This window comes from Delftia sp., assembly GCF_059499305.1.
This window is the reverse complement of sequence record NZ_JCABYI010000040.1, coordinates 151,146-174,977: the sequence shown is the minus strand read 5'-3', so window position 1 is coordinate 174,977 and position 23,832 is coordinate 151,146. Positions and strand designations below refer to the sequence as shown.

Sequence of the window (23,832 nt, the reverse complement as noted above, 5' to 3'; positions counted from 1 at the left end):
GGCTCCCAGTGGTTTGAATGCATGGCGAGAAGGCCATGGGAGCGACTGTAGGAGGCCATGCTGACAGTTTTTGTCAGCAGTGGTGTCAGCGGACCGTGTAGCCCAGTTGCCGCGACCAGCGTTCGATCAGGCCGCTGCGGTGGTCGGGATAGCGTTCCTGCAGATCGGTGACGGAGCGCACGCGGTCGGCGCGGAAATGGCGGAAGTCCTGGCGCAGTTCGCACCAGGCCGCAAGAATGCGCCGCTGGTCGAAGAAGGCCATGGCAAAAGGCCAGATCCGGCGCTCGGTCGGCTGGCCCTTCTCATCCGTGTAGTGCAGCAGCACCCGGTGCTGGCGCCGTATCGCCAGGCGCAGCGCGGTCTGCCAGGGCTCGGTCACGGATTCGTGGCAGATGGGCGGCACCAGCAGGCCGCTGGTGTCCACCTCGATGCGCAGCTCCAGCGGCAGCGCGCTGCGTATGCGGTCCAGCGCGGCGGTGGCGGCCTGGGCGAGCTCGGGGTCGGCCTGGCGGCTGGCCCAGCGCGCGCCCAGCAGCAGGGCTTCCAGCTCATCGGGCGTGAACATCAGCGGCGGCAGCAGAAAGCCGGGCCGCATCTCGTAGCCCACGCCCGGGTCGCCCGCAATCGCGGCACCCTGTTCGCGCAGGGTGGCGATGTCACGGTAGAGGGTGCGCAGGCTCACGTCCAGCTGCCGGGCCAGCACCGGCCCGGCCTGGGGCAGGCGCGCGCGGCGCAGCAGGTCGATCAGCTGCAGCAGCCGGGCGGAGCGGCTCATGCCTTCAGCGGCCCATGACGCCGGCCGTGATCTCCAGCGAGCGCAGGCGCAGGTCGCGGTCATACACGTCGCTGACCAGGATCAGCTCGTCGGCCTCGGTGTCGGCCTGCAGCTTCTGCAGGCGCGTGCGCACCTTGTCCGGGCCGCCGATGGAGGCCACGGCCAGGAAGTCGCCGATGGCGCGGCGCTCCTGCTCGCCGAGCTGGGCCGCATAGTTCTCGATGGGGCGCGGCAGCAGTCCGCGCCGGCCCGTGATGATGCCCAGCACGCGCTGGTAGGTGCTGCTGGCCAGGTACTCGGCCTCGTCATCGGTGGGCGCGGCGATCACGGGTGCGCCGACGATCACGTAGGGCTTGGCCAGTTGGGCCGACGGCTTGAACAGGCTGCGGTACAGCTGCACGGCCTGGTAGAGCATGCGCGGCGCGAAGTGCGAGGCAAAGGCGTAGGGCAGGCCCAGATGGGCTGCGAGCTGGGCCGAGAACAGGCTGGAGCCCAGCAGCCAGATCGGCACGTTGGTGCCCGCGCCGGGCGTGGCCACCAGCTTTTGATCCGGCGTGGCCGGGGCCAGCAGGCGTTGCAGCTCCATCACGTCGCGCGGGAAGTCTTCCTCGGTCTCGACGCGGTCGCGGCGCAGGGCGCGCATGGTGGCGCCATCGGTGCCGGGCGCACGGCCCAGGCCCAGGTCGATGCGGCCCGGGTACAGCTCGGCCAGCGTGCCGAAGGCTTCGGCCACCACCAGCGGGGCATGGTTGGGCAGCATGATGCCGCCCGAGCCCACGCGGATCTTCGAGGTGCCGCCTGCGATATGGCCGATCAGCACGGCCGTGGCCGAGCTGGCGATGCCGGGCATGTTGTGGTGCTCGGCCAGCCAGTAGCGCTCGAATCCCAGTGCCTCGGCCTTGCGGGCCGTGGCCAGCGCGATGTCCAGGGCCTCGGCGACGGTGCCGCCTTCGCGCACGGCCACGAGGTCGAGCATGGACAGACGGACTTCATTGAATGATGTCATGGCAGGTTCCAACTTCCAGTTCACGGTGGGTGGGGGCGGCGCGGGCCTTGCCGCGCCAGGGCATTCCTGGTGCGCGTTCGCGCACTCAGATTCTTCTGGACATTTCCCGCGCGCAGGTGATGCCCAGCACCACGCACCAGACCAGGGGGAGGATGGCTGCCGCCAGATGGTTCTCGCCCTGCTGGATGGCCAGCCAGGACAGCGGCAGCGCCACCAGCGCCGACAGGCGGATGACGCGGCGCAACTGGCTGGTGGACAGCCGTGACTTGAACCACCACAGGGCGATGTAGCTGATCAGGCTCAGCGTGGCGACCCACAGGAACAGGTCGCCGCCATAGGGAGCGCTCCAGGCGCGTAGGGATTCCAACATGCCGACCATTGTGGCAAACAGGGATGCCCCGTGCTGCGCAGGGTCGGGCGTGGCCGCCTGCGCCTAGTCGCGCGTGACGCGCAGCACTTCCTCGGGCGTGGTGATGCCCTCGCGCACCAGGCGCTCGCCGTCGTCGCGCATCAGGCGCATGCCCGCGGCCAGCGCGGTGTCGCGGATCTCGGCCTCGCTGGCCTGGCGGTGGATCTGCGCGCGGATGGTGTCGTCCACCACCAGCATCTCGAAGATGCCGGTGCGCCCCCGGTAGCCGCTGGGCTCGGTGGTGTCGATCTTTCGCACCAGGCGCTGTGCCAGCACGCCCAGCAGGGAGGACGACAGCAGGAAGGGTTCCACCCCCATGTCGATCAGGCGCGTGACGGCGCTGGAGGCATCGTTGGTGTGCAGCGTGGCCAGCACCAGGTGGCCGGTCAGGGAGGCCTGGATGGCGATCTGCGCGGTCTCGAAGTCGCGGATTTCGCCGATCATGATCACATCCGGGTCCTGGCGCAGGATGGCGCGCAGGGCCTTGGCGAAGGTCAGGTCGATCTTGGCGTTGACCTGGGTCTGCCCCACGCCGGCCAGCTCGTACTCGATGGGGTCCTCCACCGTCATGATGTTGCTGTGGCTGGCGTCCATGCGCGACAGTGCCGCATACAGCGTGGTGGTCTTGCCCGAGCCCGTGGGGCCGGTGACCAGCACGATGCCGTGCGGCTGGGCCGTCAGGTGGGTGAATCGCCTCAGCGTCTCGCCCTGCATGCCCACGGCCTCCAGGCTGAGCTTGCTCTCGCTCTTGTCCAGCAGGCGCAGCACGGCGCGCTCGCCGTGGGCGCTGGGCAGGGTGGAGACGCGCACGTCGATGGCGCGCGTGCCCAGGCGCAGGCTGATGCGGCCGTCCTGGGGCAGGCGCTTTTCGGCGATGTCCAGGTCGGCCATGATCTTCAGTCGCGAGATCAGCGCTGCATGCAGTGCGCGGTTGGGCTGCACGACTTCGCGCAGGTCGCCGTCCACGCGAAAGCGCACGCTGGAATGGCGCTCGTAGGGCTCGATGTGGATGTCGCTGGCGCCGTCGCGCGCGGCCTGCGTGAGCAGGGCGTTGAGCATGCGGATGATGGGCGCGTCGTCGGCCGTCTCCAGCAGGTCCTCGACCGCAGGCAGCTCCTGCATCATGCGCGAGAGGTCGGCGTCGGACTCGACCTCGCTGACCACCAGGGCAGCGCTGGACTCGCCCTGCGAGTAGGCGGCGCTGATGCGGTGGGCCAGCGTGCCCGCGTCCAGCATCTGCCAGCGCTGCACCGCATGCCTGCGCTGGACTTCGGACAGGGCCTGCCAGTCGGGCGAGGGGCCAAGCCAGAGCAGGGGCTCGTGGCCGTCGTCCTCGATCAGCAGCTGGCTGGTGCGCGCAAACGCATAGGGCAGGGGATAGCGCATGGGGCCTTCCTGCCTCAGAGCGCGCCGGGGGCTGCCGGCACGGCGGGAGCGGCGGGCTGCGGCTGGGTGAAGTCGATCAGCTCGGGCCTGGCGCCCGGCACGTTGACGATGGCGGCCGGGTTGGTGAACGAGCCGGGGTCCGGCTGCGGCGTCAGCGTGGGCAGCACGGGCGCGGCATTGACCGAGCGCAGCAGGGCGCTGGGCTCGGGCTGCAGGCTCTGTTGCTGCGCGCGGATGGCTTCGTAGCGCTCGGAAGAGACCTGGTTGGTGGCAGTCGCATCGCGCATCACCACGGGGCGCAGGAAGACCATCAGGTTGGTCTTGTTGCGCTTGCGGTTGGTGTTGCGGAACAGGTTGCCCACGACGGGAATGTCGCCCAGCAGAGGCACCCGGTCCTCGGCCTGGGAGTAGTTGTCGTCGATCAGGCCGCCGAGCACGACGATGTTGCCGTCCTCGACCAGCACGTTGGACTCGATGGAGCGCTTGTTGGTGGTCAGGCCGTTGGTGTCCTTGCGCGTGGACTCGTCCACCGAGGAGACTTCCTGGAACACGGCCAGCTTCACCGTGCCGTTCTCGTTGATCTGCGGGCGCACGCGCAGCATCAGGCCCACGTCCTTGCGCTCCACGGTGGTGAAGGGGTTGACCGTGCCGCCCGTGGAGTTGCTGGCGTACGAGCCCGTGACCATGGGCACGTTCTGGCCCACGATGATGCGCGCCTCCTCGTTGTCCAGCGTCATCAGGTTGGGCGTGGACAGGATGTTGGCGTCACCGCTGTTTTGCAGGAAGTTGGCCAGAAAGCCCAGCGTGTCCTTGCCGTTGACGCGCTGCGTGAAGCCGAGGTTGGTGCCTCTCAGGCTGGACAACGTGTCTCCCGTAATGGCGCTGCCGTCGAGGCCTCCATCCTTGACCAGGCCGAGCAGGTTCAGGATGTTGGCGCCCGCCACATTGGAGTTCGTGCCCAGTGTGCCGATCACGCGGCCGTTGTTGCTGAGCATGGCCTGCCACTGGATGCCGAACTGGGCCAGCCGGTTGTCCTTGATTTCGACGATCAGGCTTTCGATCAGCACCTGGGCGCGGCGGCCGTCGAGCTTGTCGATCACGGCGCGCAGTTGGCGGTATACGGGCGGCGGTGCCGTGATGATCAGCGAGTTGGTCGAAGGATCGGCCTGGATCATGCCGCCCGTGGAGGGCTGCTGGGCCACGCCCAGCGCGCCGCCCCCGCCGCCGCTGCCCAGGCCCGAGGACGAGCCCATGCCCATGGATGCCGTGCCGCTGGAGTCGCGCGAGACCACGGGCTGCGAGGTGGGGATGGAGGACATGCCGCCGCCCTGCGGCAGGGTGCCGCCCGCACCGGGCTGGCCGCTGGCCGTGCCGGCGGCCGTGGCCTGGGCGCCGATGGCGGCGCGCAAGGTGGCGGCCAGCGCCACGGCGTCGGCGTTCTTGAGATAGACCACGTGGATGTTGCCCTGGTCGCCGCCGCCGTTCATGGCGGGCTGGTCCAGCCGCGCGATCAGCGAGCGCACCTGGGCCAGGCGTGCCGGGTTGGCCGCGCGCAGCACGATGGAGTTGCTGCGCGGCTCGGCCATCAGCGAGGTCTTGAAGGCGTTGTCGCTCTGGCCCGGAATATTGGCGCCGCCTGCGGTCACGGTGAGGCCGCCGGGGCTGGCCGTGCCGCCTTCGATCAGGCGCGAGACCAGGGCCACCATGTCGGTGGCCACGGCATGGCGCAGCGGAATGATTTCGACATCGGTGGCGTTGGACACATCCATGGTCGCCACGATGCGCGAGATGCGCTGCAGGTTGTCTGCGTAGTCGGTGATGACCAGCGAGTTGTTGCCCGGGTTGACGTTGATGGTGTTGTTGGGGCTGATCAGGGGGCGCAGCACGGGCACCAGGTTGGCCGCGTTCTCGTAGTTGAGCTTGAAGATCTGGGTGACGATCTGGCTGCCGGTGCTGCTGCGGCCCGCGCCCACGGCCACTTCGCTGGCCTGCAGCTTGGCGTCGGCTTCGGGGATGACCTTGTACAGGCCGGCCGATTCGACGATGGTGAAGCCCTGCAGGCGCAACGCGGCCAGGAACTGCTGGTAGGCGGTGGCGGGCGGCACGGGCTTGTCGGTCAGCAGCGTGATCTGGCCCTTGACGCGGGGGTCGACCACCACGTTGCGGTTGGTGATGGCGCCGATGGCACGCGAGACGGCCTCGATGTCGGCACCCGAGAAATTCAGCGTCACAGGCTCGCCCGGACGCAGGCTGGGCGTGGCGCCTGCCGGTGCATTGGTCTGCTGGGCCTGGGCGGTGCCAGCGGTGCAGGCCAGCATGGCGCTGACGGCCAGCGTGTGCAGGGTGTTGCGCCAGAACGGGGTCGTGTGCTGCTGAGTCATGGATCAACCAAAGGAAATGATGGACCGGGGCCCCTGGCGCCGTCCCAGAATGTTGAGCAAGTTGGACAGCGCGGTTTCGCGCTCGGGGCTGGCCGAGGCCTCGCCCTGGAAGTGCAGCCGCTGGCCTACCCATTGGCCCTGGCCGCTCAGGCGCAGGTCGCCGTTCAGGGTGCTGAGCTGCAGCTGCGGACTGTCGCCCCCGAGGATGTCGAGCCGGTAGCTGCCCAGCGGGCGCAGAGGGGACAGCCGCGAGGATACGGCCAGCGCCTCCAGCCGCGTGCTGCCGTCGCTGCGCCAGCGCCCCGATTGCCACAGCAATTGCAGTTGCAGGGCCTGCGTGGCCAGCCGCAGCTGGCCTTGCAGGTCCACCGTGTTCCAGGGCGTGCCCAGGCCGGACAGCAGCGAGGCAGGCCAGCGCGTGTCGCTGTCGTGCACCACGGCGCTCAGGCCCTGCCAGCGCGGCAGCAGGTCCAGCACCACGGGCGTGGGTGTGCAGCATTCGCTGCGCAGCTGAATGCGGGCGCCGTCCAGGCGCGGGCGCAGCGTCCATTCCAGCCGCGTGGGCAGGGCCGTGCGGTCGCGGCTGCCGGCGCCTCCGGTGAAGGCCAGGGAGGCCGAGCCTTTCCACAGCGTGCCGCGCGGTTGCAGCAGCAGTACCTGGCCCTGTGTGGCGGAATCCACGCCGCGTGCCAGCCAGGCGGCGGGTGCCCAGACGACGGTGGTGGCCACCAGGCCGCACAGGGCGCCTGCCAGCGCCCACCCGCGCGGTGAGCGCAGGACAGGCTGGGAGCGGGGCTGGCGGCGCATGCTCAAGGTGCCCGCGACGGATCGACAGGCAGGTCCAGCACCAGGCTGCCATCCCAGCGCACGGCATCGGCAGCGCCTGCGGCGCTTGCAGATGCACTGCGGGCCAGCTTCATCTCGGCGGGAACGGCGTGCGTGTTGCTGCGGACCTGGGCCAGCCAGCGCGCCAGCGCGGCGGCGGGCGCGGCCTTGAGCGTGATCTGTGCGCGGTCGCCCATCCAGTTCAATTGGGCGGAGGCGCCCAGTTCGGCGGACAGCGAGCTTTGCAGCAGCGCCTTGGCATCGCCGACCACGGGGCGTGCGTTGCCGCGCAGCTGCTCGGCCTCGGCCTGCAGCAGCTGCATCTGGCGCAACTGGCGGTCTGCCTGGGCATGGCGTTCGGGCGCGGTGCGCAGGCTGTGCAGGGCGGGGGCCAGGGCCAGCCACCACAGCAGGGCCAGTGCCACCACGCCACCGGCCAGCAGCGTCATGTTCTGTTCACGCGGCGCCAGGGCATTCCAGCGCGCGCGCAGTGGGGCCAGGCTTTGGCGGGATGCGCGCATGTTCATGGCCGGGCCTCCTGGGCAAGCAGCAGGTCGGCGCCGTCGCGCTGCAGTCGCAGGCCGCTTGCGGCCAGATGTTGTTGTGCCTGCTCCAGTGCCTCGGCCTCCAGCGAGACGCCCTTGAGGCGCAGCTGACGGTCCTGGTAGTCCATGGCCTGCGGCAACTGGCCGGCAGGCAGGGCCCGGGATGCGGCGGCCAGCAGGGGTTCCAGGTCGCCCTGCGTCAGCGCGCCGGCGCTCTGGCGCAGCGTGGCGACTTCGCGCTGCATTTGAACGGGCGCATCGACGATGACGGGAACGCGCGGAAAGCTGGTGGCCAGCGTGGAGCGCACCTGGACCTGCTTGGCCGCGATGGCGCGGTTTTCGGTCCAGGCCCAGGCATTGAGGCCCACCACCTGGGCCAGCAGTGCGAGCGCGGCACCCCAGCGCGCGGCCTTCCATTGCGGCGCGCGCAGAAAGCTCTGCCAGCCGTCGAGCATGCGTCGGCGGGTGCGGCTGCCGCCGCCCAGGTCGAGGTCGAACTGCGCCAGGTCCCAGTTTTGTGCGCGGGCCGCCAGGCCGCGCTGGGCGTCCGTCAGCAGGCTGACGGGGCGCTGCAGGGCCTCGGCGGCGCGGGCCAGCGCCGGGTCCGCCTGGATCGGGGTGTCGGGGGGCAGGGCCTGCAGCAGGGCGGCCAGCATGGCGGGGTCGGCACTGTCGGTGCGCAGCGGCAGGCAGGCCAGCGAGTCCATGCCTTGCGGGGCCGTGCTCAGGCCGGTGGCCAGCAGCCAGGCCGATTCAGGCGTGCCCACGGCCCACAGCTGGGGCGTGGACTGGGGCGGGCATTCGGGCACGATGCGGCCCACGGGCCGGCCTGCGGACTCCAGGGCCTGCAGATGGGCATGGAGCCAGGCCTTGTCGCAGGCGGCAACCCAGCAGGGCTCGCCCGCGCGTGCCTGAGGCTGCAGCGCCAGATGCAGTTGGGAGGGGTCGTCGAGCAGGCGCTCTTCCAGCAGCCCGTCGAGCACGGCACGCAGGCGCACATGTCCACGCCGGCTCCCCGTAGGCACGCCATGGGGGAGGCTGACCAGATGCCAGGACAAGGCCTGGTGCGGCACCACGGCAACCGTCTGGCCGGTGCGGCCAGGATCGGGCAGCAGGCCTGCTGCGGCGTGGCCATGCCGGTCGGCGCGCAGGCCGTCGCTGCTGAGTGCGTAGGCGTATTCGCCAGCGGGGCCCGCAGGCAGATGAAGAATCAAGGTGCTCATGGACGGAAGCGGGCATTGTAGGGGCCGAGTGTGACAGGCATCTGTCACGGCGCGGGAGCTTCGGGCAATCCCCAGTCCCCCCTCTCGCGCCAGATGGTAGTGACTGTCATGTTGTTGCGCCGCAACATGGAGCGTTCGCTGGCCACGATCTCGCCCAGGCGCATGCGGCCACGCGCCTCGAAGAAGCTGGTGGCGACCGACAGGTTCTGTCCCTCGAATTTCTGCGGCAGGCCCAGCGCGTTGGAGGCATCGGCCAGGCTGCGCAGCGGGCGCGATGCGCGCAGCTGCACCAGCTGGCTGGCCTGGGACCAGGTCAGGTCCTCCACGCTGGCCCAGATGACTTCGGCGCTGGCGGTGTTGAGGTTGACGGGCGTGTTCTCGGGCAGCAGGGTGATGTAGGGCTCCAGGCGCGAGACGACCTCGGGCGGCAATCCCAGCCAGCCGAGCTGGCTCAGCGTGCGCGGCATCAGGAACTGCGCGCCCTCGCCGGCGGTGGCCGCTGCGCGCAGGGCCTGGACGATCTGGGCGGCATAGGCGGGCGGCAGGTTCAGGCGTTCCAGCAGGCGTGCCAGCGGGCGCAGGGTTTCGGGCTTGTCGGGCGCGCCCAGCAGGTTGCGCAGGTTCAGGCGCGACTGCAGGTCGATGATCTGGCCCGAGAGAAAGGCGTCCTGCATGTCGGCCATGCCGTCATCGACCTGGCTGACGTTGTTCTGCGCCGCAAGAAACGTGGACAGGCGCGCCTCCTGCAGCGGCACGGCCCAGGGTTCGGCCAGGTGGTCCACCTGCAGGCTGGTGCGCGCATCCTCGGCCAGCACCACGCGCGACCAGTCCAGCGCACCCAGCAAAATCCAGGCGGCCTGCATGCGGTTGCGCTCGGCGGTCTCGACCTCCACGCTGCGCCACTGCTGCCACAGCGCGGTGGCGGCAAAGGTGGCGACCAGTGTGACCGTGAGCATGGCGGCCAGCAGGGCCACGCCGCGATGGCGGCGGCGGACGGGCAGGGTGCGGGGTGCGCGCATCATGATCGGCTGTTGGATCGCAGGGGGTTGACCCAGTCCATGGTGACGCGGCCGGGGACGGCGCTGTCGGGCGGCAGGGTCAGTTCGACGCGTATGCCGTCAGGAATCGTGGGCAGCTGTGCGCTGCTGTTGGTGCCGCCGGATGGTGGATTGGGCGTGCCCGTGCCGTTGTCCGAGCCGCTGGACTGCGGGTTGCTCCAGGCGTTGTCGCGGTAGTAGTACAGGCGCCACTGGTCCAGGGGCAGCAGCACGGTTTCGCGGCGGCGCTGGTCGTCCGAAGGATTGCGTCCCCATTGCGCCCCCTGGTTCCAGGCCTCGCGCCACTGGGCGCGCGTGCGCAGCGGTGGCGACTGCCAGCGCAGCCACTGGTCGCGTCCGGCTGTCTGGCGGCGGGCCCAGGCCACGACCACGGCGCCATCGTCCACGGCGGCACTGCTCTTGCGGGTCATGCGCAGCACCTGGCCATCCCAGTCGATGACCTGGGCGTGCTCCAGCGGCATCAGGGCTTCGAGGTCGGCATTCCACTGGGCGATCACGGTCTGCAGCACGATCTGCTGCTCGTTGCGCGCGCGAATGGTCTCCTGCGAGCGCACCATGCTGTCCAGTCCGCGCCAGCTCACCAGGGCCAGCAGGGCCATGACGGCGATGGCCACCATCAGCTCCACCAGGGTGAAGCCTTGCGCGCGGGAGAAAGGGCGCAAACGCATCTAGAAGCGGCCCACAATGGTCGATACCCGCAGCACCGGATGCTCGGCCGTGACGACCAGGGCATCCACGCGGCGGAAGCTGGGGTTGGGCGTGGGGCGCACGCTGAGCTGGACCTGCAGCTGCCGGCTGCCCTGCTCGCAAGTGAAGCTGTTGTCGCCCACGGGCGGCATCTGGCGCGACAGGCGCAGGCGCACCAGTTCGTTTTGCGCGCACAGCTGGGCCAGCAGCACCTCGGACTGGCGCTCGGCATTGCGAGTCAGGGCCGATGTGGCCTGCAGGCCTGCCATCAGGGCAATGCCCACGATGCCCAGGGCCACCAGGACCTCGATCAGCGTGAAGCCGTGCGGCAGGCGCCTTGGCGCGCCGTGCCTGCGGCGTGGTCCGTGGATGCCTGTCATGGCAGGGATTGCACGGCAAAGGGCCGCAGTCCATCCGTGGCCACGCGCAGCGGCGGGCTGTTGGAGTCGCGCAGCGTCAGCGTGACGGACTGGGGAGGAATCAGTGGCTCGGGGCCGAGGATCAGCGGCGTCGCCGGCTGTGCCTGCACCCCGGGCTGCAGCCATTGCGAAGGCAATTGCGCGCTGGCCGGCAGGCCCTCGAAGCGAAAGCCCTGCGGCATGGGCCGCCAGCGCACGGGCACGCCGTTGGCTCGTGCCTGTGCGCGGGCCGATTCCAGCAGTGCGGCCAAGCGCTCGGCCTCGCGTTCCAGCTGGGCCTGCCCGCTGTCGCGCAGAGACAGGCTTGCGCCGGCAGCGGCAATCGCCATGATGCTGATGACCACCAGCAGTTCCAGCAGGGTGAAGCCGCGCGAAGGAGTGGTCAGGGTGGGCGCAACCGTCTGGTGGGGCATGAGAGCAGGCAGGCCCGCCGGGAGTGCGGGCCTGTGGTGCGGTGCAGCGCGGCGCTTGCGGGCCATCGCCCGGGCCATCGACTTACTGCCAGCTGCCGATGTCGGCATCCTTGCCCTCTCCGCCGGCCTGGCCGTCGGCACCGAAGGACATGATGTCGATGGGGCCCTTGATGCCCGGATTCAGGTACTGGTACGGACGGCCCCAGGGATCATTGGGCAGCTTTTCCAGATAGGGCTTCCAGTTGTTGGGCAGCGGTCCGCTCGTGGGACGGATGATCAGCGCCTGCAGGCCCTGCTCGGCCGTGGGATAGCGCTGGTTGTCGAGGCGGTAGAGCTTGAGCGCCTGGGAGATGTTGGTGATGTCGGTGCGTGCAGCCGTGACGCGGGCATCGTCGGCGCGGTCCAGCACGTTGGGCACGATCAGGGCCGCCAGCACGCCGATGATGACCAGGACCACCATCAGCTCGATCAGCGTGAAGCCGCGCTGGACGGCGGTGCGCAGGGCAGGCAGCGGACGGCGGGGAAGGCTGGTCATGGAACGGTGCAGCAAATTGGACATATCGCTCCATCATAATCGCGCGATGGTGACACTTTCATTGAACCGGGGCCAGGCCCGGACCTGGCACGTCAAGGCGGCCACATTCGTGCTCTGGCTGCTGGCGGCCGGCATCGTGGCTTTCTGGGCCATGCGCCTGGGCAATGGCGGCGCGGGGGCGCCCGTGCCACCGGCTCCCCCCGAGGCACTGCAGGTCGATGCACCCGCGCTGGCGCAGGCCCTGGGGGGCGTGGCCGCTGCTCAGGGTGTTGCTGTGCCCGTCGCGGCGCCTGTGGTCTCGCGCTATGCGCTGGTGGGTGTGCTGGCCGGTCGCGACAGCGGCGGCGGCGCGGCGGTCATCGCCGTGGGCAACCAGCCGGCCAAGCCGTTTCGCGTGGGGCGTGCCGTGGAAGAGGGCGTGGTGCTGCAGTCGGTCTCGGGCCGCGAGGCGCGCCTGGGCCCCAGCGTCGATGGCCCCGCCTCCATCACGCTGCAGCTGTCCCTGCCCGACAAGCGCTGAGTCCGGTCAGTGCGGCGGCTGCAGTTCCAATACCAGCCAGCCGCCAAAGTCAGGCGCCGGCAGCGTCCACTGGGCCGCCTGAGGCAGGGCGTTGCCTTCACGCATCAGCCATTGCACGCAGCGTGCCACACCGGCATGGGTGATCCAGACGATGTCGCGTGCGGCGCCATCGCCCACCGAGCCCCTGCTCGCCTGCTGCAAGGCCTCATCCACCCTGCGCAGCATGGCGGCCAGGGACTCTCCCCGGCCCGGCGCGTGCCCGGCAAGGTCTGCCGCCCAGGCATCGATGGCGCTGCGGTCCAGCGCATCCCATGGCTGGCCTTCCCACTCGCCGAAGTCCATCTCCAGCAGGCGGCTGTCCGCCGCCGATGCCAGGCCGGGCCGCAGTGCCTGCAGGGCCTGTGCCAATTGATGGCATCGGCGCAGTGGCGAATGCGCCAGCAGGCAATCCGCAGGCAGGGCGAGGTGCAGGGCCTGCGCCGCATCGGCCGTGGCCTGGGCGTCGGCCTCCATGTCGAGCCGGCCATAGCAGATGCCGGGCTCCACCAGGGGGCGGGCATGGCGTACCAGCCAAAGGTGCGGCGTTGGGAGAGCGTTCATTGCATGCGCATCAGCACAGCGGCGGCGCCCAGCAGCATGGCCAGTTCACAGACCTGCTGGGCGGCGCCCAGGCAATCGCCCGTCATGCCGCCCAGGCGACGGCGCAGCCAGCGCACCATGGCGGCCGTGACCAGGGCGCCGGGCAGTACCAGGCCGATGACGAGCGGCAGGCCCGCCAGCCACGCCGGCAGCGCCAGGGCGGGCAGGCACCAGAGGATTGCCGCGACCAGGCCCCTGGCAGCCAATGGCCGACCCGCGGCGTGCAAGGCCTTGGAGTGGGTGGCCTGGCCCACATAGGGAAGGCATTGCATGAGGGCCAGCGGCGCCATGCGCGACAGCACATGGATGCTGCACAGCTGCAAGGCAGCCCATTCCGCGCGAATGCCGATCAGCAGCGCGACCAGGGAGATCCTGGTCATCAGCGCCATCACCAGCGCCATGGCGCCGTAGGCGCCCAGGCGCGAATCCTTCATGATTTCCAGCGCGCGCTGGGGCGGGACAAAGCCGCCCAGGCCGTCGGCCACGTCGGCCAATCCATCCTCGTGCAAGCCGCCTGTCATCCATAGCGTGGCAATGGTGGACAGCACGGCAGCCACCAGAGGCATCCAGGGGCTGGGTGCCAGCAGCCAGCCTGCGGCCAGCAGCCACGCCGCGCCCCAGGCGCCGACCAGCCAGCCCACGCCCGGCAGATGGGCCACGCTGGCGTGCTGCATTGCCGGACTCCAGCCGGCCCAGGCCGCAAGCCGCCCGGTGACCGGAATGCGGCTGAAGAACTGCAGGGCCAGCAGGAAATGGCGTATGGGCTGCATGTCTGGACAGCCGAGGCGGGGCCTACTTCAGGAAGAGCTGGTAGGCAGGGTTGCCGGTTTCCTCGACCCAGGGGTAGCCCAGATTGCTCAGGAAGGCGTCGAATTTACGGCCATCCTTGGCGGGCACCTGCATGCCGACCAGGATGCGGCCGTAGTCCGCGCCCTGGTTGCGGTAATGGAACAGCGAGATGTTCCAGGTCGGCGCCATCAGGCTGAGGAACTTGAACAGTGCGCCGGGGCGCTCGGGGAAGACGAAGCGCAGCAGGCGCTCTTCCTGCGCCAGCGGCGAATGGCCGCCGACCATGTGGCGCAGATGCTCCTTGGCCATGTCGTCGAAGGTCAGGTCCAGCGCCTCGAAGCCCTGCTTCTCGAAGTTCCTGGCGATCTTCTCGGACTCGCCGCGCGCTGCCGTGGTCAGGCCCACGAAGACATGGGCCTTGTTCTCGTGGCTGATGCGGTAGTTGAACTCGGTCACGTTGCGCGGGCCGCCAGGCAGCTTGCCCACGACTTCGCAAAAGCGCTTGAAGCTGCCGCGTTCCTCGGGGATGGTCACGGCAAAAAGCGCCTCGCGCTCCTCGCCCACCTCGGCACGCTCGGCCACGAAGCGCAGCCGGTCGAAGTTCATGTTGGCGCCGCACAGGATGGCGGCATAGGTCTCGCCCCTGGTCTTGTTCTTCGCGACGTACTGCTTGATCGCCGCCACGGCCAGGGCGCCGGACGGCTCGACGATGGAGCGCGTGTCCACGAAGATGTCCTTGATCGCGGCGCAGACGGCATCGGTATCGACCACCACGTAGTCGTCCACCAGGCCCTGGGCGATGCGGAAGGTCTCCTCGCCCACCAGCTTGACGGCCGTGCCGTCGGCGAACAGGCCCACGTCGGCCAGCTCCACGCGGTGGCCGGCGCGCACGGACTGCAGCATGGCGTCCGAATCCTTGGTGTGCACGCCGATCACCTTCACGTCGGGGCGCACGGCCTTGATGTAGTTGGCCACGCCCGAGATCAGGCCGCCGCCGCCGATGGCGACAAATACGGCATCCAGGCGCGGGCTGCCCAGCTTTTGCAGCTGGCTCAGCATTTCCATGGCAATCGTGCCCTGGCCGGCGATCACATAGGGATCGTCGAAGGGGTGCACAAAGGTCAGGCCCTTTTCCTTTTGCAGCCTGACGGCGTGCTTGTAGGCGTCGGAATAGCTTTCCCCGGCCAGTTCCACCTCGCCGCCCAGCGCCTGTACCGCATCGATCTTGACCTGCGGCGTGGTGGTGGGCATCACGATCACGGCGCGGCAACCGAGCTTGCGTGCGCCCAGCGCCACGCCTTGCGCATGGTTGCCGGCCGAGGCGCAGATCACGCCCTTTTCCAGCTGCTCGGCGGACAGGTGTGCCATCTTGTTGTAGGCGCCTCGCAGCTTGAAACTGAACACCGGCTGCTGGTCCTCGCGCTTGAGCAGCACCTTGTTGTGCAGGCGGCGGCTCAGCGCCTTGGCGGGCTCCAGGTCCGACTCCACGGCCACGTCATAGACGCGCGCGGTAAGGATCTTGGTCAGGTAGTCGGCAGGGGTCAGGGGGTGGTTCATCGTCGGCGAAAGGCTGGAGAGCAGCAGGCCGGGAGGCGGCCCGTCGGTGTCAGGCGGCCATCATAGGCGCTTGTGACTCATGCTGCAGTGCAGCGTCCAGGCTGGGCCAGGGACGACAAAGGCAAAAAAAAGCCCCAGGCTGTAAAGCCGGGGGCTGAATCCACCAATAGAGGAGGTGGAGGAGACAACTGGTGCGATACAGGGTGAAGTTGGTTCACAATCTGCAGTCCATCTGGAGGGGTGTCCGGGTTAACCCTTCAGATAACGCTTGGGTGCATTGTATGCACGGCAGGTGCTGCGTTGCAACAAAATCAGGGTTTTTGTGTAGTTGATGCAAAATAGCAACAGTTTTTTGAGGACGCAACAATGGAATGCACAGTGAGTTGGACAGGCGGCACGACCGGCATGCGCTCGGGCATGGGCTTCGTGGCGGAAACGGGCAGCGGCCATGTGGTCAATATGGACGGGGCGCCGGATGCGGCCAATCCTGCCAATGGAGGCCAGAACCAGGCACCCCGCCCCATGGAAATGCTGCTGGCAGGCGCAGGCGGCTGCACGGCCTACGACGTGGTGCTGATCCTCAAGCGCGGCAGGCACGCGGTCAAAGGCTGCAGCGTCAAGCTCACTTCGGAGCGCGCGGACACCGACCCCAAGGTGTTCACCAAGATCCACATGCAGTTCACCGTCAGCGGCACCGGCCTGCCAGCGGGCGCGGTGGAGCGGGCCATTGCCATGAGCCACGACAAATACTGCTCGGCCACCATCATGCTGGGCAAGACGGCCGAGATCACCACGGGGTTCGACATCGTCGAGGCCTGAGGTATCTGGTGCTTGGGTCCGTGCCTCGACAGGGACTCGGCAAGAATGAAGAAAGCGGGCCGGGCCCGCTTCTTTTTTGGCTGGATGCAGCTCCCGTCGTTTCAGAAGCTTCGGATCTCAGATGCGGTGAGCGGTCGTCGTCATGACCTTGGCGGCCAGGCGCATCAAGGCGCGGGCGGGCGGCGGCAGCTCCAGCGCGCCGGCTTCACGCGCAGCGGCGGCATGGCGCTCCTCATCGTCCTTCATGCGGGCCACCACGGCCAGCGAAGGGCGGTCCTCCTCAGGCAGACGGCCCAGATGGGATTCCAGGTGGGCGGAAACCTGCTCCTCGGTCTCCACCACGAAGCCCAGGCTGGCGGCGTCACTGATCTTGGCGGCCACCACGCCGATGGCGAATGCCCCAGCAAACCACAGCGGGTTCAGCAGGCTGGGTCGGTCGCCCAGGGCGTTGAGCCGGTCGCGGGTCCATGCCAGATGGTCGGTTTCCTCGCGGGCCGCCTCCAGCAGATGCTCGCGCAGCACCATGTCGCGCGTCACCATGGCCTGGGCGTTGTACAGCGCCTGGGCGCAGACCTCTCCGACATGATTGACGCGCATCAAGGCGCCCGACAGGCGGCGCTGTGCCTCGGTCAGCTCACCTTCCGCGATGCCGGTGGCGGGAGAGCGCTCGGCCGCGGAAGGCTGTGCAAACAGGGTGCGAAGCGCCGCATCGGCGGCAGTCAGTATCTTGTCCATGGGCGGTCCCTAGAGCGGAAAATCTTGGCAAATTCAGGGTCTGAACGGTACACCAGGACGACATGCCCTCTCTTTGTGCAAGCGCAACAAGGCCGGCGCGATGTTCGGGTTGGGCCTGATTGTGTTGGTCTGCAGGTTTGTTGCGGCAGTGCAACGAAAAACGGGGGTTCAAGCCCGTTTGTGGGTGAATTTCTTTGCATGGGCAGCGGCGGTCTGGTGCAATAGGCCCTAACTTCCCCACCAGGAGGTTGGCGCGGGAAACCGGTGGAGCCTCAGGCCAAGCCTCTCTTCCTCACGACCGGCGCCCTTCTAAACCTTGGAGTAACTCGTAATGAAAAAATCTCTGATTGCCCTGGCAGTGCTGGCTGCTTCCGGCGCCGCAATGGCTCAATCCTCCGTGACCCTGTTCGGTATCGTCGACACTGGCGTTGCTTACGTGAACAAGAACCAAGCGGGCGACAGCGTGTACGGCCTGGGCACCAGCGGCTCTTCCACGAGCCGTCTGGGCCTGCGTGGCACGGAAGACCTGGGTGGCGGCCTGAAGGCCGGCTTCTGGCTGGAAGGCGAAATCTTCGGTGACACCGGTGGCAACGGCTTCGACTTCAAGCGTCGTTCGACCGTGAGCCTGTCTGGCAACTTCGGTGAAGTGCGCCTGGGCCGCGATCAAGTGCCGACCTTCCAAAAGCTGACCTCCTACGACCTGTTCAGCGCCACTGGTATCGGCCAGTTCATGGGTTTCCGTAACTGGGCTAGCGTTGCTGGTGCTCAAACTCCCGCAGTCGGCGACGACAACGGCATTCGCGCCAACAATCTGATCGCTTACTACACTCCCAACTTCGGCGGTTTCAACGCTGGTGTGGGCTACGCTTTCGACGAAAAGACCACGGTGGGCACCGTGAAGAACGTCGGCCGCTACGTTGGTGGTTATGTTGCCTATGACAATGGCCCTCTGAGCGTGAGCCTGGGCCTGGCTCAGCAAAAAACCTACGTTACGCTGCCTGCCATTACCGCGGCTGACCGCGATGAAATGACTCTGGGCGCTTCTTACAACTTCGGCGTTGCCAAGCTGACCGGCTTGATCCAGCAAACCAAGTACAAGGCTCTGGGTCAAAGCGACAAGGTGAACTCCTACATGCTGGGCGCTTCGGCTCCCGTCGGCGGTGTGGGCGAAGTCAAGCTGCAGTACGCTCTGTACGATCAGAAGTTCAACGATTCCAAGGCTCACCAGATCTCTCTGGGCTACGTGCACAACCTGTCCAAGCGCACCGCTCTGTACGGCAACCTGGCGTTCCTGAAGAACAAGGATGGCTCCACTCTGGGTCTGGCTGCCAAGGGTCTGGGTTCTTACTCGTCCAACGCCACAGTGGCCGCTGGCGAAAGCCAGACTGGCGTGCAAGTCGGTATCCGCCACGCTTTCTAATGAACGGCTGGCGTAAGCCAGTTGCCATTTGAAGCAAAAAAGAGCCAGTCTTCGGACTGGCTCTTTTGTTTTGTGCTAGGGAAAGACCTGTGTTGTGCTTGTGCCAACGGTGACGAGGCGGGAAAAGCGTTTCTAGAATGAAATTTCCACCAACCAATCGTTAACAAGAGAGAGACAACACAATGAATTCTTCATTCGTGAAAAAGAGCGTGGCACTGGCGGTGTTGGCAGCAACGGCACCCTTGGCAGCATTCGCCCAGCAAAGCAGCGTACAGCTGTACGGCATCGTCGATGCCGGCGTGCGCCACACCACCAATGAAGGCCCGACCAAGAGCGGCAAGACCCAGATGATCGGCGGCGGCATGTCGCAAAGCCGCTGGGGCATCAACATCACCGAGGACCTGGGCGGCGGTCTGGCAGCCATTGCCAACCTGGAAGCCCGTTTCCTCACCGACACCGGCGAGCAGGCTGCGGCAAGCTACTTCCAGCAATCCTGGGTGGGCCTGCGCAGCAAGAGCTTCGGCCAGGTCACCCTGGGTCGCCAGTACAACATGCTGTTCGATCTGGTGACGTCCACCTATGCCTCCTTCCCGTATTCGCCGTACATGGAGGCCTACAAGCCTGAAATCGGCATGTCCATGGGCGCGCGCGCCAGCAACATGGTCAAGTACCTGGCCGAGTTCGGCCCCGTGCGCGGCGCATTGCAGTATTCGTTCGACGAGAACAACACCTTCGACAAGGTCGGCACTGGCGTGGTGCCCGGTGGCGCCATCAAGACGGCTGGCGGCTATCTGCGCTACTCGCAAAGCGGCATTTCCGCAGGCGCCGGCTACCTGGGCACGACGCTGCCGGCCGGCACCAAGGTCGATGCCTATACCCTGGGCGGCTCCTACCGCGTGGGTCCCTGGTACGTCAACCTGGGCTACGGCCTGAACAAGCGCAAGGACGCATTCCCGGCGGCAACCGCAGGCGGTGGATTCGACCAGGCCATCCTCAACTCCTTCTGGACGGGTTCGTCCAACGGCGGCTTCGTGGCCGGCGACGCCAACAAGCGCCAGATGTACAAGATGGGCTTCGGCTACCAGATCACGCCCCAGATCAATGTGGGCGCGCATTACTACCATGCCAAGCAGTCGGGCTCGGGCACGGGCAATTTCAATGGCAAGGCAGACTTCCTGGTGGCGGTGCTCGACTACGCCTTCTCCAAGCGTACGGATGCCTATGTGGCCCTGGACCACACCAAGACCAGTGGCGGCTCGGGCGTGATGCTGGACGCCAATGGCGCCACCAAGCGCACGGGCTTCACCGTCGGCCTGCGCCATCGCTTCTGAACACGCGGCGTCTGCGCAACGAATGGCCTCCTTCGGGAGGCCTTTTTGTTTCCTGTCGAAGGGCTGACGGTGGGCGGGCGCGATTTCCTGCGTTAAGGTAATGCGCAGGCCAACGAAGCGAAAGAACCAAGGCTATGGAAGCCACTCGATACAAGGCAGGCGGTCGGGTCTTTGCCCAGATCGCTCAGTACCACCCCGAGCTGACGGCGCTGCGCCGCGAGCTGCATGCGCATCCTGAGCTGGGGTTCGAGGAGCGCTTCACGGCTGCGCGCGTCAAGGAGGCCTTGCGGCAATGCGGCGTGGACGAGATCCACGAAGGCCTGGGCACCACGGGCCTGGTGGCCGTGATCCGTGGCCAGGGGCATAGCTCGGGAGCGATGGTGGGCCTGCGTGCCGACATGGATGCACTGCCCATGGTCGAGCACAACGAATTTCCCTGGAAATCGGGCAAGCAGGGGCTGATGCACGGCTGCGGGCATGACGGCCATACGGCCATGCTGGTGGGCGCCGCCCGCTACTTGGCTGCGACACGGCGTTTCGACGGCTCGGCCGTGCTGGTCTTTCAGCCTGCCGAGGAAGGACGGGGCGGCGCGCGGGCCATGATCAATGAAGGGCTTTTCGACCGCTTTCCCATGCAGTCCGTGTACGCCATGCACAACTGGCCCGCCATGCGCGCCGGCACCGTCGGTATCAACATGGGCGCGATGATGGCGGCGGCCGACCGCATCACCATCGAGATCACGGGGCGCGGCGGCCACGGCGCCCATCCCTACCAGACGGTGGACGTGGTGCTGGCGGCCGCGCACATCACCACGGCGGTGCAGAGCATCGTCTCGCGCAATGTGCGCGCCATCGACAGTGCCGTCATCAGCCTGTGTGCCGTGCAGGCCGGGGACCTGGGCGCCTTCAGCGTGATGCCGGGCACGGCAACGCTGGTGGGAACCGTGCGGACCTTCGATCCCGCCGTGCAGGACCGTGTCGAGCAGCGCCTGCAGGAGTTGTGCAGCGCGGTGGCGCTGGGGCTGGGTGCGACGGCCAAGGTCAACTACGAGCGCATCTATCCCGCCACCATCAATTCCCCCACGGAGGCCGCCTTTGCGGCCGACGTGGCCCAGGCGCTGGTGGGCGCGGAGAACCTGGACCGGCAGCTGGAGCCCAGCATGGGCGCGGAGGATTTTTCCTTCATGCTGCAGCACAAACCCGGCGCCTACCTGCGCCTGGGGCAATCCACGGGCGCCCAGCCCGGGGTGCCGCTGCACAGCAGCCGGTATGACTTCAACGACGAGGTGCTGCCGCTGGGCGCTGCCCTGCACGCCAGCCTGATCGAGCAGGCCATGCCGCTGCCTTCGCAGGACGTATAGCGCAGGCGGAGCCGGTCAGCGGGGCTGTCCCTCGGTCGCAAGAAGGTGGGCCTTTACCGTTTCCAGGATCTCGTCGGACAAGGCTGGATTGGCGGCGACCGTGGCACGTGCCAGGACCAGGGCGCCCACCATGCTGCTGAGCATGGCCATGGCCTGGGCGCGCTGTGCGGCATCGGGTGCCTGATCGTCGCCAAGTGTGCCGATCACGCGCGCAAACCTGCCGATGTTGCGTTCCACCCCTTCGGCGAACACCGCTGAAAGATCACCGCCTGCCCGAGCCACGTCCACGGCCAGCGCCGCAGCGGGGCAGCCCTCGCCGGGGCTGTCGCGGTGCTGCGGCGACAGATAGGACTGCACGCGCGCGGCAAGGCTGCCGGCCTGTTCACCCTGCAGGCCGTCCAGCGGCGCGATGGACCAGTCGAAGGCGCGTGCGCAGGCTTCGCGCACCAGCGCGTCCTTGGATTCGAAGTGGCGATAGAGCCCGCCGTGGGTGAGTCCCGCGCCGCGCGTCACCTCGGCCACGCCGACGCCGTCCAGCCCGTGCTCGCGGTACAGCCGCGCAGCGGCTTCGAGGATGTCCTGCCGGTTCTGCGCGGCCTGGGCTTTCGTGACTTTCATGTGCACTGTCCAATGATTATGGTTGTCATCAAAATGCGTTTATGATGACGGCCATCATCATAAGTCCGTGCCTGCAGGCAATGCTCACCATCTGCGGCAGGGGCTGTGCACTCTACAGGGAAGAACCGATGAACGCCTCTTCAATCCCGAGCAGCCTGTGCCCCGTGCGCGCTGCAGTCTCTGCATGGTCCATCAGGGAGCGTTCATGAGCACGGGTCCTCTCGCACGCCGCGTGGTCATCACGGGCATGGGCATGGTCTCGCCGCTGGGGCGGGGCACTGAATTGGCCTGGCGGCGGCTGCTGTCCGGCGCATCGGGCCTGAGCCGGCTGCCCGAGGATCTGGCGCCCGATGTGCCGGGCCAGGTGGCAGGCCAGGTGCCCGACCTGGCCCGGGACCCGGAAGGCGGCTGGGACATCGATGCCGTGGTCTCGCCCAAGGACCAGCGCAAGATGGACCGCTTCATTCCGCTGGCACTGGACGCTTCGGACCAGGCCCTGGCCCAGGCCGGCTGGCAGCCGGCCAGCGAGCAGGAGCGCACGCGCACGGCCTGCATCATTGGCTCGGGCATCGGCGGCTTTGGCGCCATTGCCCAGGCCGTGCGCACCACGGACAGCCGGGGGGTGTCGCGCCTGTCGCCCTTCACCGTGCCGTCTTTCCTGGTCAATCTCGCGGCCGGGCATGTGTCGATACGCCATGGGCTCAAGGGCCCGCTGGGTGCGCCGGTCACTGCCTGCGCAGCCAGCGTGCAGGCCTTGGGCGACGGCCTGCGCATGATCCGTTCGGGCGAGGCCGACGTGGCGCTGTGCGGCGGTGCCGAGGCGGCCATCGACCGCGTGAGCCTGGGCGCGTTCGCGGCGGCCAAGGCCCTTTCCACGGGATACAACGACCGGCCCGAAGAGGCCTCACGCCCCTTCGACGCGGGCCGCGACGGCTTTGTCATGGGCGAGGGCGCGGGCGCCCTGGTGCTGGAGGGACTGGACCACGCCCTGGCGCGCGGCGCCGTGCCGCTGGCCGAAGTGGTGGGCTACGGCACCAGTGCCGATGCCTATCACATCACCTCGGGCCCGGAAGATGGCGACGGCGCGCGCCGCAGCATGGCACAGGCGCTGGCCATGGCCGGGCTGTCGCCGGATCAGCTGCAGTACCTCAATGCCCACGCCACCTCCACGCCCGTGGGCGACCGGGGCGAGCTGGCAGCCATGCGCTCCCTGTTTGGCGAGGGCAGCGGCGTGGCGATCAGCTCCACCAAGTCGGCCACGGGCCATCTGCTGGGCGCGGCGGGCGCGGTGGCGGCCATCTTCACGGTGCTGGCGCTGCGCGACCAGATGGCGCCGGCCACGCGCAATCTCGTGGAGCCCGATCCCCTGGCCCAGGGGCTGGACCTGATCGCCGGCGCGGCAAGGCCCTGGGCCATGGAGCATGCCCTGGTCAACGGTTTCGGCTTTGGTGGCGTCAACGCCTCGCTGGTGCTCCGGCGCTGGCAGGGCTGAACGAGGCGGGTGGGCCTGGGGGCCGGTGCTACGTGTAGCGCTTGGCCCGCAGGTTGTTCTTCATCTGCTCCAGCGCAGGCTGCAGGGCCGGGCCGATGCGCAGCGCCACGCAGGTGGCCAGCACGTCGATGACCAGCAGGTGCAGCAGGCGCGACACCATGGGGCTGTAGCGGTCGTAGCCCTCGGGATGGTCGGCGGCCAGATGGATGTGGCAGGCCGAGGCCAGGGGCGAGCCGCTGGCGGTGATGGCAATCGTGGTGGCGCCGTTCTTGCGCGCGATGTCGGCGGCGTCCATCAGGTCGCGCGTGCGGCCCGAGTTGGAAATGATCACCGCGCAGTCGCCGGGTCCCAGCAGGGTGGCGCTCATCACCTGCATGTGGCCGTCGCTGGTGGCCAGGCTGGTCACGCCCAGGCGAAAGAACTTGTGCTGCGCGTCCTGCGCCACGATGCCCGAGTTGCCCGCGCCGTAGAACTCGATGCGCCGGCCTGTCTGCCAGGTCGAGGCGATGGCCTGCGCCGCCTGCTCTATGGCCGTGGTGCTGGCGGCATTGCGGTATTGCAGGAAGGCGGCCACGGCGTTGTCCACCACCTTGACCATCACGTCGCTGGTCTTGTCGTCGGTGTCCACGCTGCGGTGGATGAAGGGCACGCCCTCGCTGACGCTGCCGGCCAGCTTGAGCTTGAAATCGGCCAGGCCGTCGTAGCCCATGCTGCGGCAAAAGCGCACCACCGTCGGCTTGCTGACATGGGCACGCTCGGCCAGTTCGCGCACCGGCTGCCGTGCGAAGGCCCGTGGATCGGCCAGCACCAGGCGGGCCACGCGTTGTTCGGCGGGAGCAAGCGAGGGCAGCGAGGCGGTGATGCGGTCCAGCATTAGGCGGTGGGCGTT

At 68.0% G+C, this 23,832-nt stretch carries 25 protein-coding genes; 6 read left to right on the top strand and 19 right to left on the bottom strand.

The features are described 5' to 3' along the window. Positions 1-85 precede the first annotated feature (85 nt). From AC5I49_RS28560 to gspG, 13 genes are all read right to left on the bottom strand, one after another. Positions 86-775, bottom strand: a complete 690-nt coding sequence (locus tag AC5I49_RS28560) for a helix-turn-helix transcriptional regulator (RefSeq protein WP_016448740.1) — start codon at positions 773-775, stop codon at positions 86-88. 4 nt (positions 776-779) lie between these two features. Beyond that, complete coding sequence (locus AC5I49_RS28555) at positions 780-1,781, bottom strand: LLM class flavin-dependent oxidoreductase (protein WP_016448739.1); 1,002 nt, start codon at positions 1,779-1,781, stop codon at positions 780-782. 85 nt (positions 1,782-1,866) lie between these two features. Then, positions 1,867-2,151 carry a hypothetical protein gene (locus AC5I49_RS28550; protein WP_495790225.1) on the bottom strand — a complete coding sequence of 95 codons (285 nt, stop codon included), beginning with the start codon at positions 2,149-2,151 and terminating at the stop codon, positions 1,867-1,869. Between the two features lie 63 nt (positions 2,152-2,214). Continuing rightward, entirely contained in the window at positions 2,215-3,576 is a 1,362-nt protein-coding gene (locus tag AC5I49_RS28545) for a GspE/PulE family protein (protein ID WP_277848977.1), read from the bottom strand. Positions 3,577-3,590: 14 nt separating this feature from the next. Further along, positions 3,591-5,957: a type II secretion system secretin GspD gene (gene gspD, locus AC5I49_RS28540; RefSeq protein ID WP_277848976.1), complete on the bottom strand. Its 2,367-nt coding sequence runs from the start codon at positions 5,955-5,957 to the stop codon at positions 3,591-3,593. A gap of 3 nt (positions 5,958-5,960) precedes the next feature. Beyond that, positions 5,961-6,764 (bottom strand): type II secretion system protein N, encoded by an 804-nt coding sequence (gspN, locus tag AC5I49_RS28535; protein WP_495790224.1) that lies wholly within the window; start codon positions 6,762-6,764, stop codon positions 5,961-5,963. A gap of 2 nt (positions 6,765-6,766) precedes the next feature. Next, positions 6,767-7,309, bottom strand: coding sequence for a type II secretion system protein M (locus tag AC5I49_RS28530; protein WP_034364462.1), 543 nt, complete (start codon positions 7,307-7,309; stop codon positions 6,767-6,769). Continuing rightward, a complete protein-coding gene (gene gspL / locus AC5I49_RS28525) occupies positions 7,306-8,550 on the bottom strand; it encodes a type II secretion system protein GspL (RefSeq protein WP_016448734.1) in 1,245 nt (414 codons plus the stop codon). The genes AC5I49_RS28530 and gspL overlap by 4 nt, the downstream gene beginning before the upstream one ends. Positions 8,551-8,594: 44 nt before the next feature. Further along, entirely contained in the window at positions 8,595-9,572 is a 978-nt protein-coding gene (gene gspK, locus AC5I49_RS28520; protein WP_016448733.1) for a type II secretion system minor pseudopilin GspK, read from the bottom strand. Next, complete coding sequence (locus tag AC5I49_RS28515) at positions 9,569-10,276, bottom strand: prepilin-type N-terminal cleavage/methylation domain-containing protein (protein ID WP_016448732.1); 708 nt, start codon at positions 10,274-10,276, stop codon at positions 9,569-9,571. Before AC5I49_RS28515 ends, gspK begins: the two co-directional genes overlap by 4 nt. Further along, a complete protein-coding gene (gene gspI, locus AC5I49_RS28510) occupies positions 10,277-10,675 on the bottom strand; it encodes a type II secretion system minor pseudopilin GspI (RefSeq protein WP_016448731.1) in 399 nt (132 codons plus the stop codon). Further along, positions 10,672-11,127 (bottom strand): GspH/FimT family pseudopilin, encoded by a 456-nt coding sequence (locus AC5I49_RS28505; protein ID WP_016450872.1) that lies wholly within the window; start codon positions 11,125-11,127, stop codon positions 10,672-10,674. The genes gspI and AC5I49_RS28505 overlap by 4 nt, the downstream gene beginning before the upstream one ends. Before the next feature lie 82 nt (positions 11,128-11,209). After that, entirely contained in the window at positions 11,210-11,686 is a 477-nt protein-coding gene (gspG, locus tag AC5I49_RS28500) for a type II secretion system major pseudopilin GspG (protein ID WP_016448729.1), read from the bottom strand. A gap of 22 nt (positions 11,687-11,708) precedes the next feature. Here gspG and AC5I49_RS28495 point away from each other — a divergent pair, with 22 nt between their 5' ends. Continuing rightward, positions 11,709-12,182 (top strand): type II secretion system protein N, encoded by a 474-nt coding sequence (locus AC5I49_RS28495; RefSeq protein WP_016448728.1) that lies wholly within the window; start codon positions 11,709-11,711, stop codon positions 12,180-12,182. Positions 12,183-12,188: 6 nt separating this feature from the next. On the opposite strand, the gene AC5I49_RS28490 is transcribed toward AC5I49_RS28495, so the two are convergent. From AC5I49_RS28490 to ilvA, 3 genes are read right to left on the bottom strand one after another with little or no spacing between them, the layout of a single operon-like run. Beyond that, the gene (locus AC5I49_RS28490; RefSeq protein WP_310044440.1) at positions 12,189-12,782 is read right to left on the bottom strand and encodes a histidine phosphatase family protein; all 594 of its coding nucleotides are present in this window, start codon (positions 12,780-12,782) and stop codon (positions 12,189-12,191) included. Then, the gene (locus AC5I49_RS28485; protein ID WP_495790223.1) at positions 12,779-13,591 is read right to left on the bottom strand and encodes an adenosylcobinamide-GDP ribazoletransferase; all 813 of its coding nucleotides are present in this window, start codon (positions 13,589-13,591) and stop codon (positions 12,779-12,781) included. Before AC5I49_RS28485 ends, AC5I49_RS28490 begins: the two co-directional genes overlap by 4 nt. Positions 13,592-13,613: 22 nt before the next feature. Then, positions 13,614-15,167 carry a threonine ammonia-lyase, biosynthetic gene (ilvA, locus tag AC5I49_RS28480; RefSeq protein WP_046240741.1) on the bottom strand — a complete coding sequence of 518 codons (1,554 nt, stop codon included), beginning with the start codon at positions 15,165-15,167 and terminating at the stop codon, positions 13,614-13,616. Between the two features lie 366 nt (positions 15,168-15,533). Here ilvA and AC5I49_RS28475 point away from each other — a divergent pair, with 366 nt between their 5' ends. After that, positions 15,534-15,986, top strand: a complete 453-nt coding sequence (locus tag AC5I49_RS28475) for an OsmC family protein (protein ID WP_016448724.1) — start codon at positions 15,534-15,536, stop codon at positions 15,984-15,986. Positions 15,987-16,103: 117 nt separating this feature from the next. Here the strand turns inward: AC5I49_RS28475 and coq7 are convergent, their stop codons facing one another. Further along, positions 16,104-16,721 carry a 2-polyprenyl-3-methyl-6-methoxy-1,4-benzoquinone monooxygenase gene (gene coq7, locus AC5I49_RS28470; protein ID WP_016448723.1) on the bottom strand — a complete coding sequence of 206 codons (618 nt, stop codon included), beginning with the start codon at positions 16,719-16,721 and terminating at the stop codon, positions 16,104-16,106. A 331-nt stretch (positions 16,722-17,052) separates the two neighbouring features. Between coq7 and AC5I49_RS28465 the strand changes: the two genes are divergently transcribed. The 3 genes from AC5I49_RS28465 (at position 17,053) to AC5I49_RS28455 (ending at position 20,833) form a co-directional block, all read left to right on the top strand. Next, complete coding sequence (locus AC5I49_RS28465) at positions 17,053-18,141, top strand: porin (RefSeq protein WP_495790222.1); 1,089 nt, start codon at positions 17,053-17,055, stop codon at positions 18,139-18,141. A 182-nt stretch (positions 18,142-18,323) separates the two neighbouring features. Next, positions 18,324-19,472, top strand: a complete 1,149-nt coding sequence (locus AC5I49_RS28460; protein WP_495790221.1) for a porin — start codon at positions 18,324-18,326, stop codon at positions 19,470-19,472. 134 nt (positions 19,473-19,606) lie between these two features. Beyond that, positions 19,607-20,833 (top strand): M20 aminoacylase family protein, encoded by a 1,227-nt coding sequence (locus AC5I49_RS28455; protein WP_495790220.1) that lies wholly within the window; start codon positions 19,607-19,609, stop codon positions 20,831-20,833. A gap of 15 nt (positions 20,834-20,848) precedes the next feature. On the opposite strand, the gene AC5I49_RS28450 is transcribed toward AC5I49_RS28455, so the two are convergent. Further along, positions 20,849-21,451 carry a TetR/AcrR family transcriptional regulator gene (locus tag AC5I49_RS28450; RefSeq protein ID WP_046240742.1) on the bottom strand — a complete coding sequence of 201 codons (603 nt, stop codon included), beginning with the start codon at positions 21,449-21,451 and terminating at the stop codon, positions 20,849-20,851. Between the two features lie 205 nt (positions 21,452-21,656). Here AC5I49_RS28450 and fabF point away from each other — a divergent pair, with 205 nt between their 5' ends. Continuing rightward, positions 21,657-22,943: a beta-ketoacyl-ACP synthase II gene (fabF, locus tag AC5I49_RS28445; protein WP_047218864.1), complete on the top strand. Its 1,287-nt coding sequence runs from the start codon at positions 21,657-21,659 to the stop codon at positions 22,941-22,943. Positions 22,944-22,971: 28 nt separating this feature from the next. Here fabF and AC5I49_RS28440 read toward each other — a convergent pair whose 3' ends face one another. Then, complete coding sequence (locus AC5I49_RS28440) at positions 22,972-23,817, bottom strand: MurR/RpiR family transcriptional regulator (RefSeq protein WP_016448717.1); 846 nt, start codon at positions 23,815-23,817, stop codon at positions 22,972-22,974. Positions 23,818-23,832 lie beyond the last annotated feature (15 nt).

Coding starts and splice junctions, on each gene's coding strand:
- AC5I49_RS28560 (WP_016448740.1), bottom strand. CDS start 775: ATGAGCCGCTCCGCCCGGCTGCTGCAGCTGATCGACCTGCTGCGCCGC.
- AC5I49_RS28555 (WP_016448739.1), bottom strand. CDS start 1,781: ATGACATCATTCAATGAAGTCCGTCTGTCCATGCTCGACCTCGTGGCC.
- AC5I49_RS28550 (WP_495790225.1), bottom strand. CDS start 2,151: ATGTTGGAATCCCTACGCGCCTGGAGCGCTCCCTATGGCGGCGACCTG.
- AC5I49_RS28545 (WP_277848977.1), bottom strand. CDS start 3,576: ATGCGCTATCCCCTGCCCTATGCGTTTGCGCGCACCAGCCAGCTGCTG.
- gspD (WP_277848976.1), bottom strand. CDS start 5,957: ATGACTCAGCAGCACACGACCCCGTTCTGGCGCAACACCCTGCACACG.
- gspN (WP_495790224.1), bottom strand. CDS start 6,764: ATGCGCCGCCAGCCCCGCTCCCAGCCTGTCCTGCGCTCACCGCGCGGG.
- AC5I49_RS28530 (WP_034364462.1), bottom strand. CDS start 7,309: ATGAACATGCGCGCATCCCGCCAAAGCCTGGCCCCACTGCGCGCGCGC.
- gspL (WP_016448734.1), bottom strand. CDS start 8,550: ATGAGCACCTTGATTCTTCATCTGCCTGCGGGCCCCGCTGGCGAATAC.
- gspK (WP_016448733.1), bottom strand. CDS start 9,572: ATGATGCGCGCACCCCGCACCCTGCCCGTCCGCCGCCGCCATCGCGGC.
- AC5I49_RS28515 (WP_016448732.1), bottom strand. CDS start 10,276: ATGCGTTTGCGCCCTTTCTCCCGCGCGCAAGGCTTCACCCTGGTGGAG.
- gspI (WP_016448731.1), bottom strand. CDS start 10,675: ATGACAGGCATCCACGGACCACGCCGCAGGCACGGCGCGCCAAGGCGC.
- AC5I49_RS28505 (WP_016450872.1), bottom strand. CDS start 11,127: ATGCCCCACCAGACGGTTGCGCCCACCCTGACCACTCCTTCGCGCGGC.
- gspG (WP_016448729.1), bottom strand. CDS start 11,686: ATGTCCAATTTGCTGCACCGTTCCATGACCAGCCTTCCCCGCCGTCCG.
- AC5I49_RS28495 (WP_016448728.1), top strand. CDS start 11,709: ATGGTGACACTTTCATTGAACCGGGGCCAGGCCCGGACCTGGCACGTC.
- AC5I49_RS28490 (WP_310044440.1), bottom strand. CDS start 12,782: ATGAACGCTCTCCCAACGCCGCACCTTTGGCTGGTACGCCATGCCCGC.
- AC5I49_RS28485 (WP_495790223.1), bottom strand. CDS start 13,591: ATGCAGCCCATACGCCATTTCCTGCTGGCCCTGCAGTTCTTCAGCCGC.
- ilvA (WP_046240741.1), bottom strand. CDS start 15,167: ATGAACCACCCCCTGACCCCTGCCGACTACCTGACCAAGATCCTTACC.
- AC5I49_RS28475 (WP_016448724.1), top strand. CDS start 15,534: ATGGAATGCACAGTGAGTTGGACAGGCGGCACGACCGGCATGCGCTCG.
- coq7 (WP_016448723.1), bottom strand. CDS start 16,721: ATGGACAAGATACTGACTGCCGCCGATGCGGCGCTTCGCACCCTGTTT.
- AC5I49_RS28465 (WP_495790222.1), top strand. CDS start 17,053: ATGAAAAAATCTCTGATTGCCCTGGCAGTGCTGGCTGCTTCCGGCGCC.
- AC5I49_RS28460 (WP_495790221.1), top strand. CDS start 18,324: ATGAATTCTTCATTCGTGAAAAAGAGCGTGGCACTGGCGGTGTTGGCA.
- AC5I49_RS28455 (WP_495790220.1), top strand. CDS start 19,607: ATGGAAGCCACTCGATACAAGGCAGGCGGTCGGGTCTTTGCCCAGATC.
- AC5I49_RS28450 (WP_046240742.1), bottom strand. CDS start 21,451: ATGAAAGTCACGAAAGCCCAGGCCGCGCAGAACCGGCAGGACATCCTC.
- fabF (WP_047218864.1), top strand. CDS start 21,657: ATGAGCACGGGTCCTCTCGCACGCCGCGTGGTCATCACGGGCATGGGC.
- AC5I49_RS28440 (WP_016448717.1), bottom strand. CDS start 23,817: ATGCTGGACCGCATCACCGCCTCGCTGCCCTCGCTTGCTCCCGCCGAA.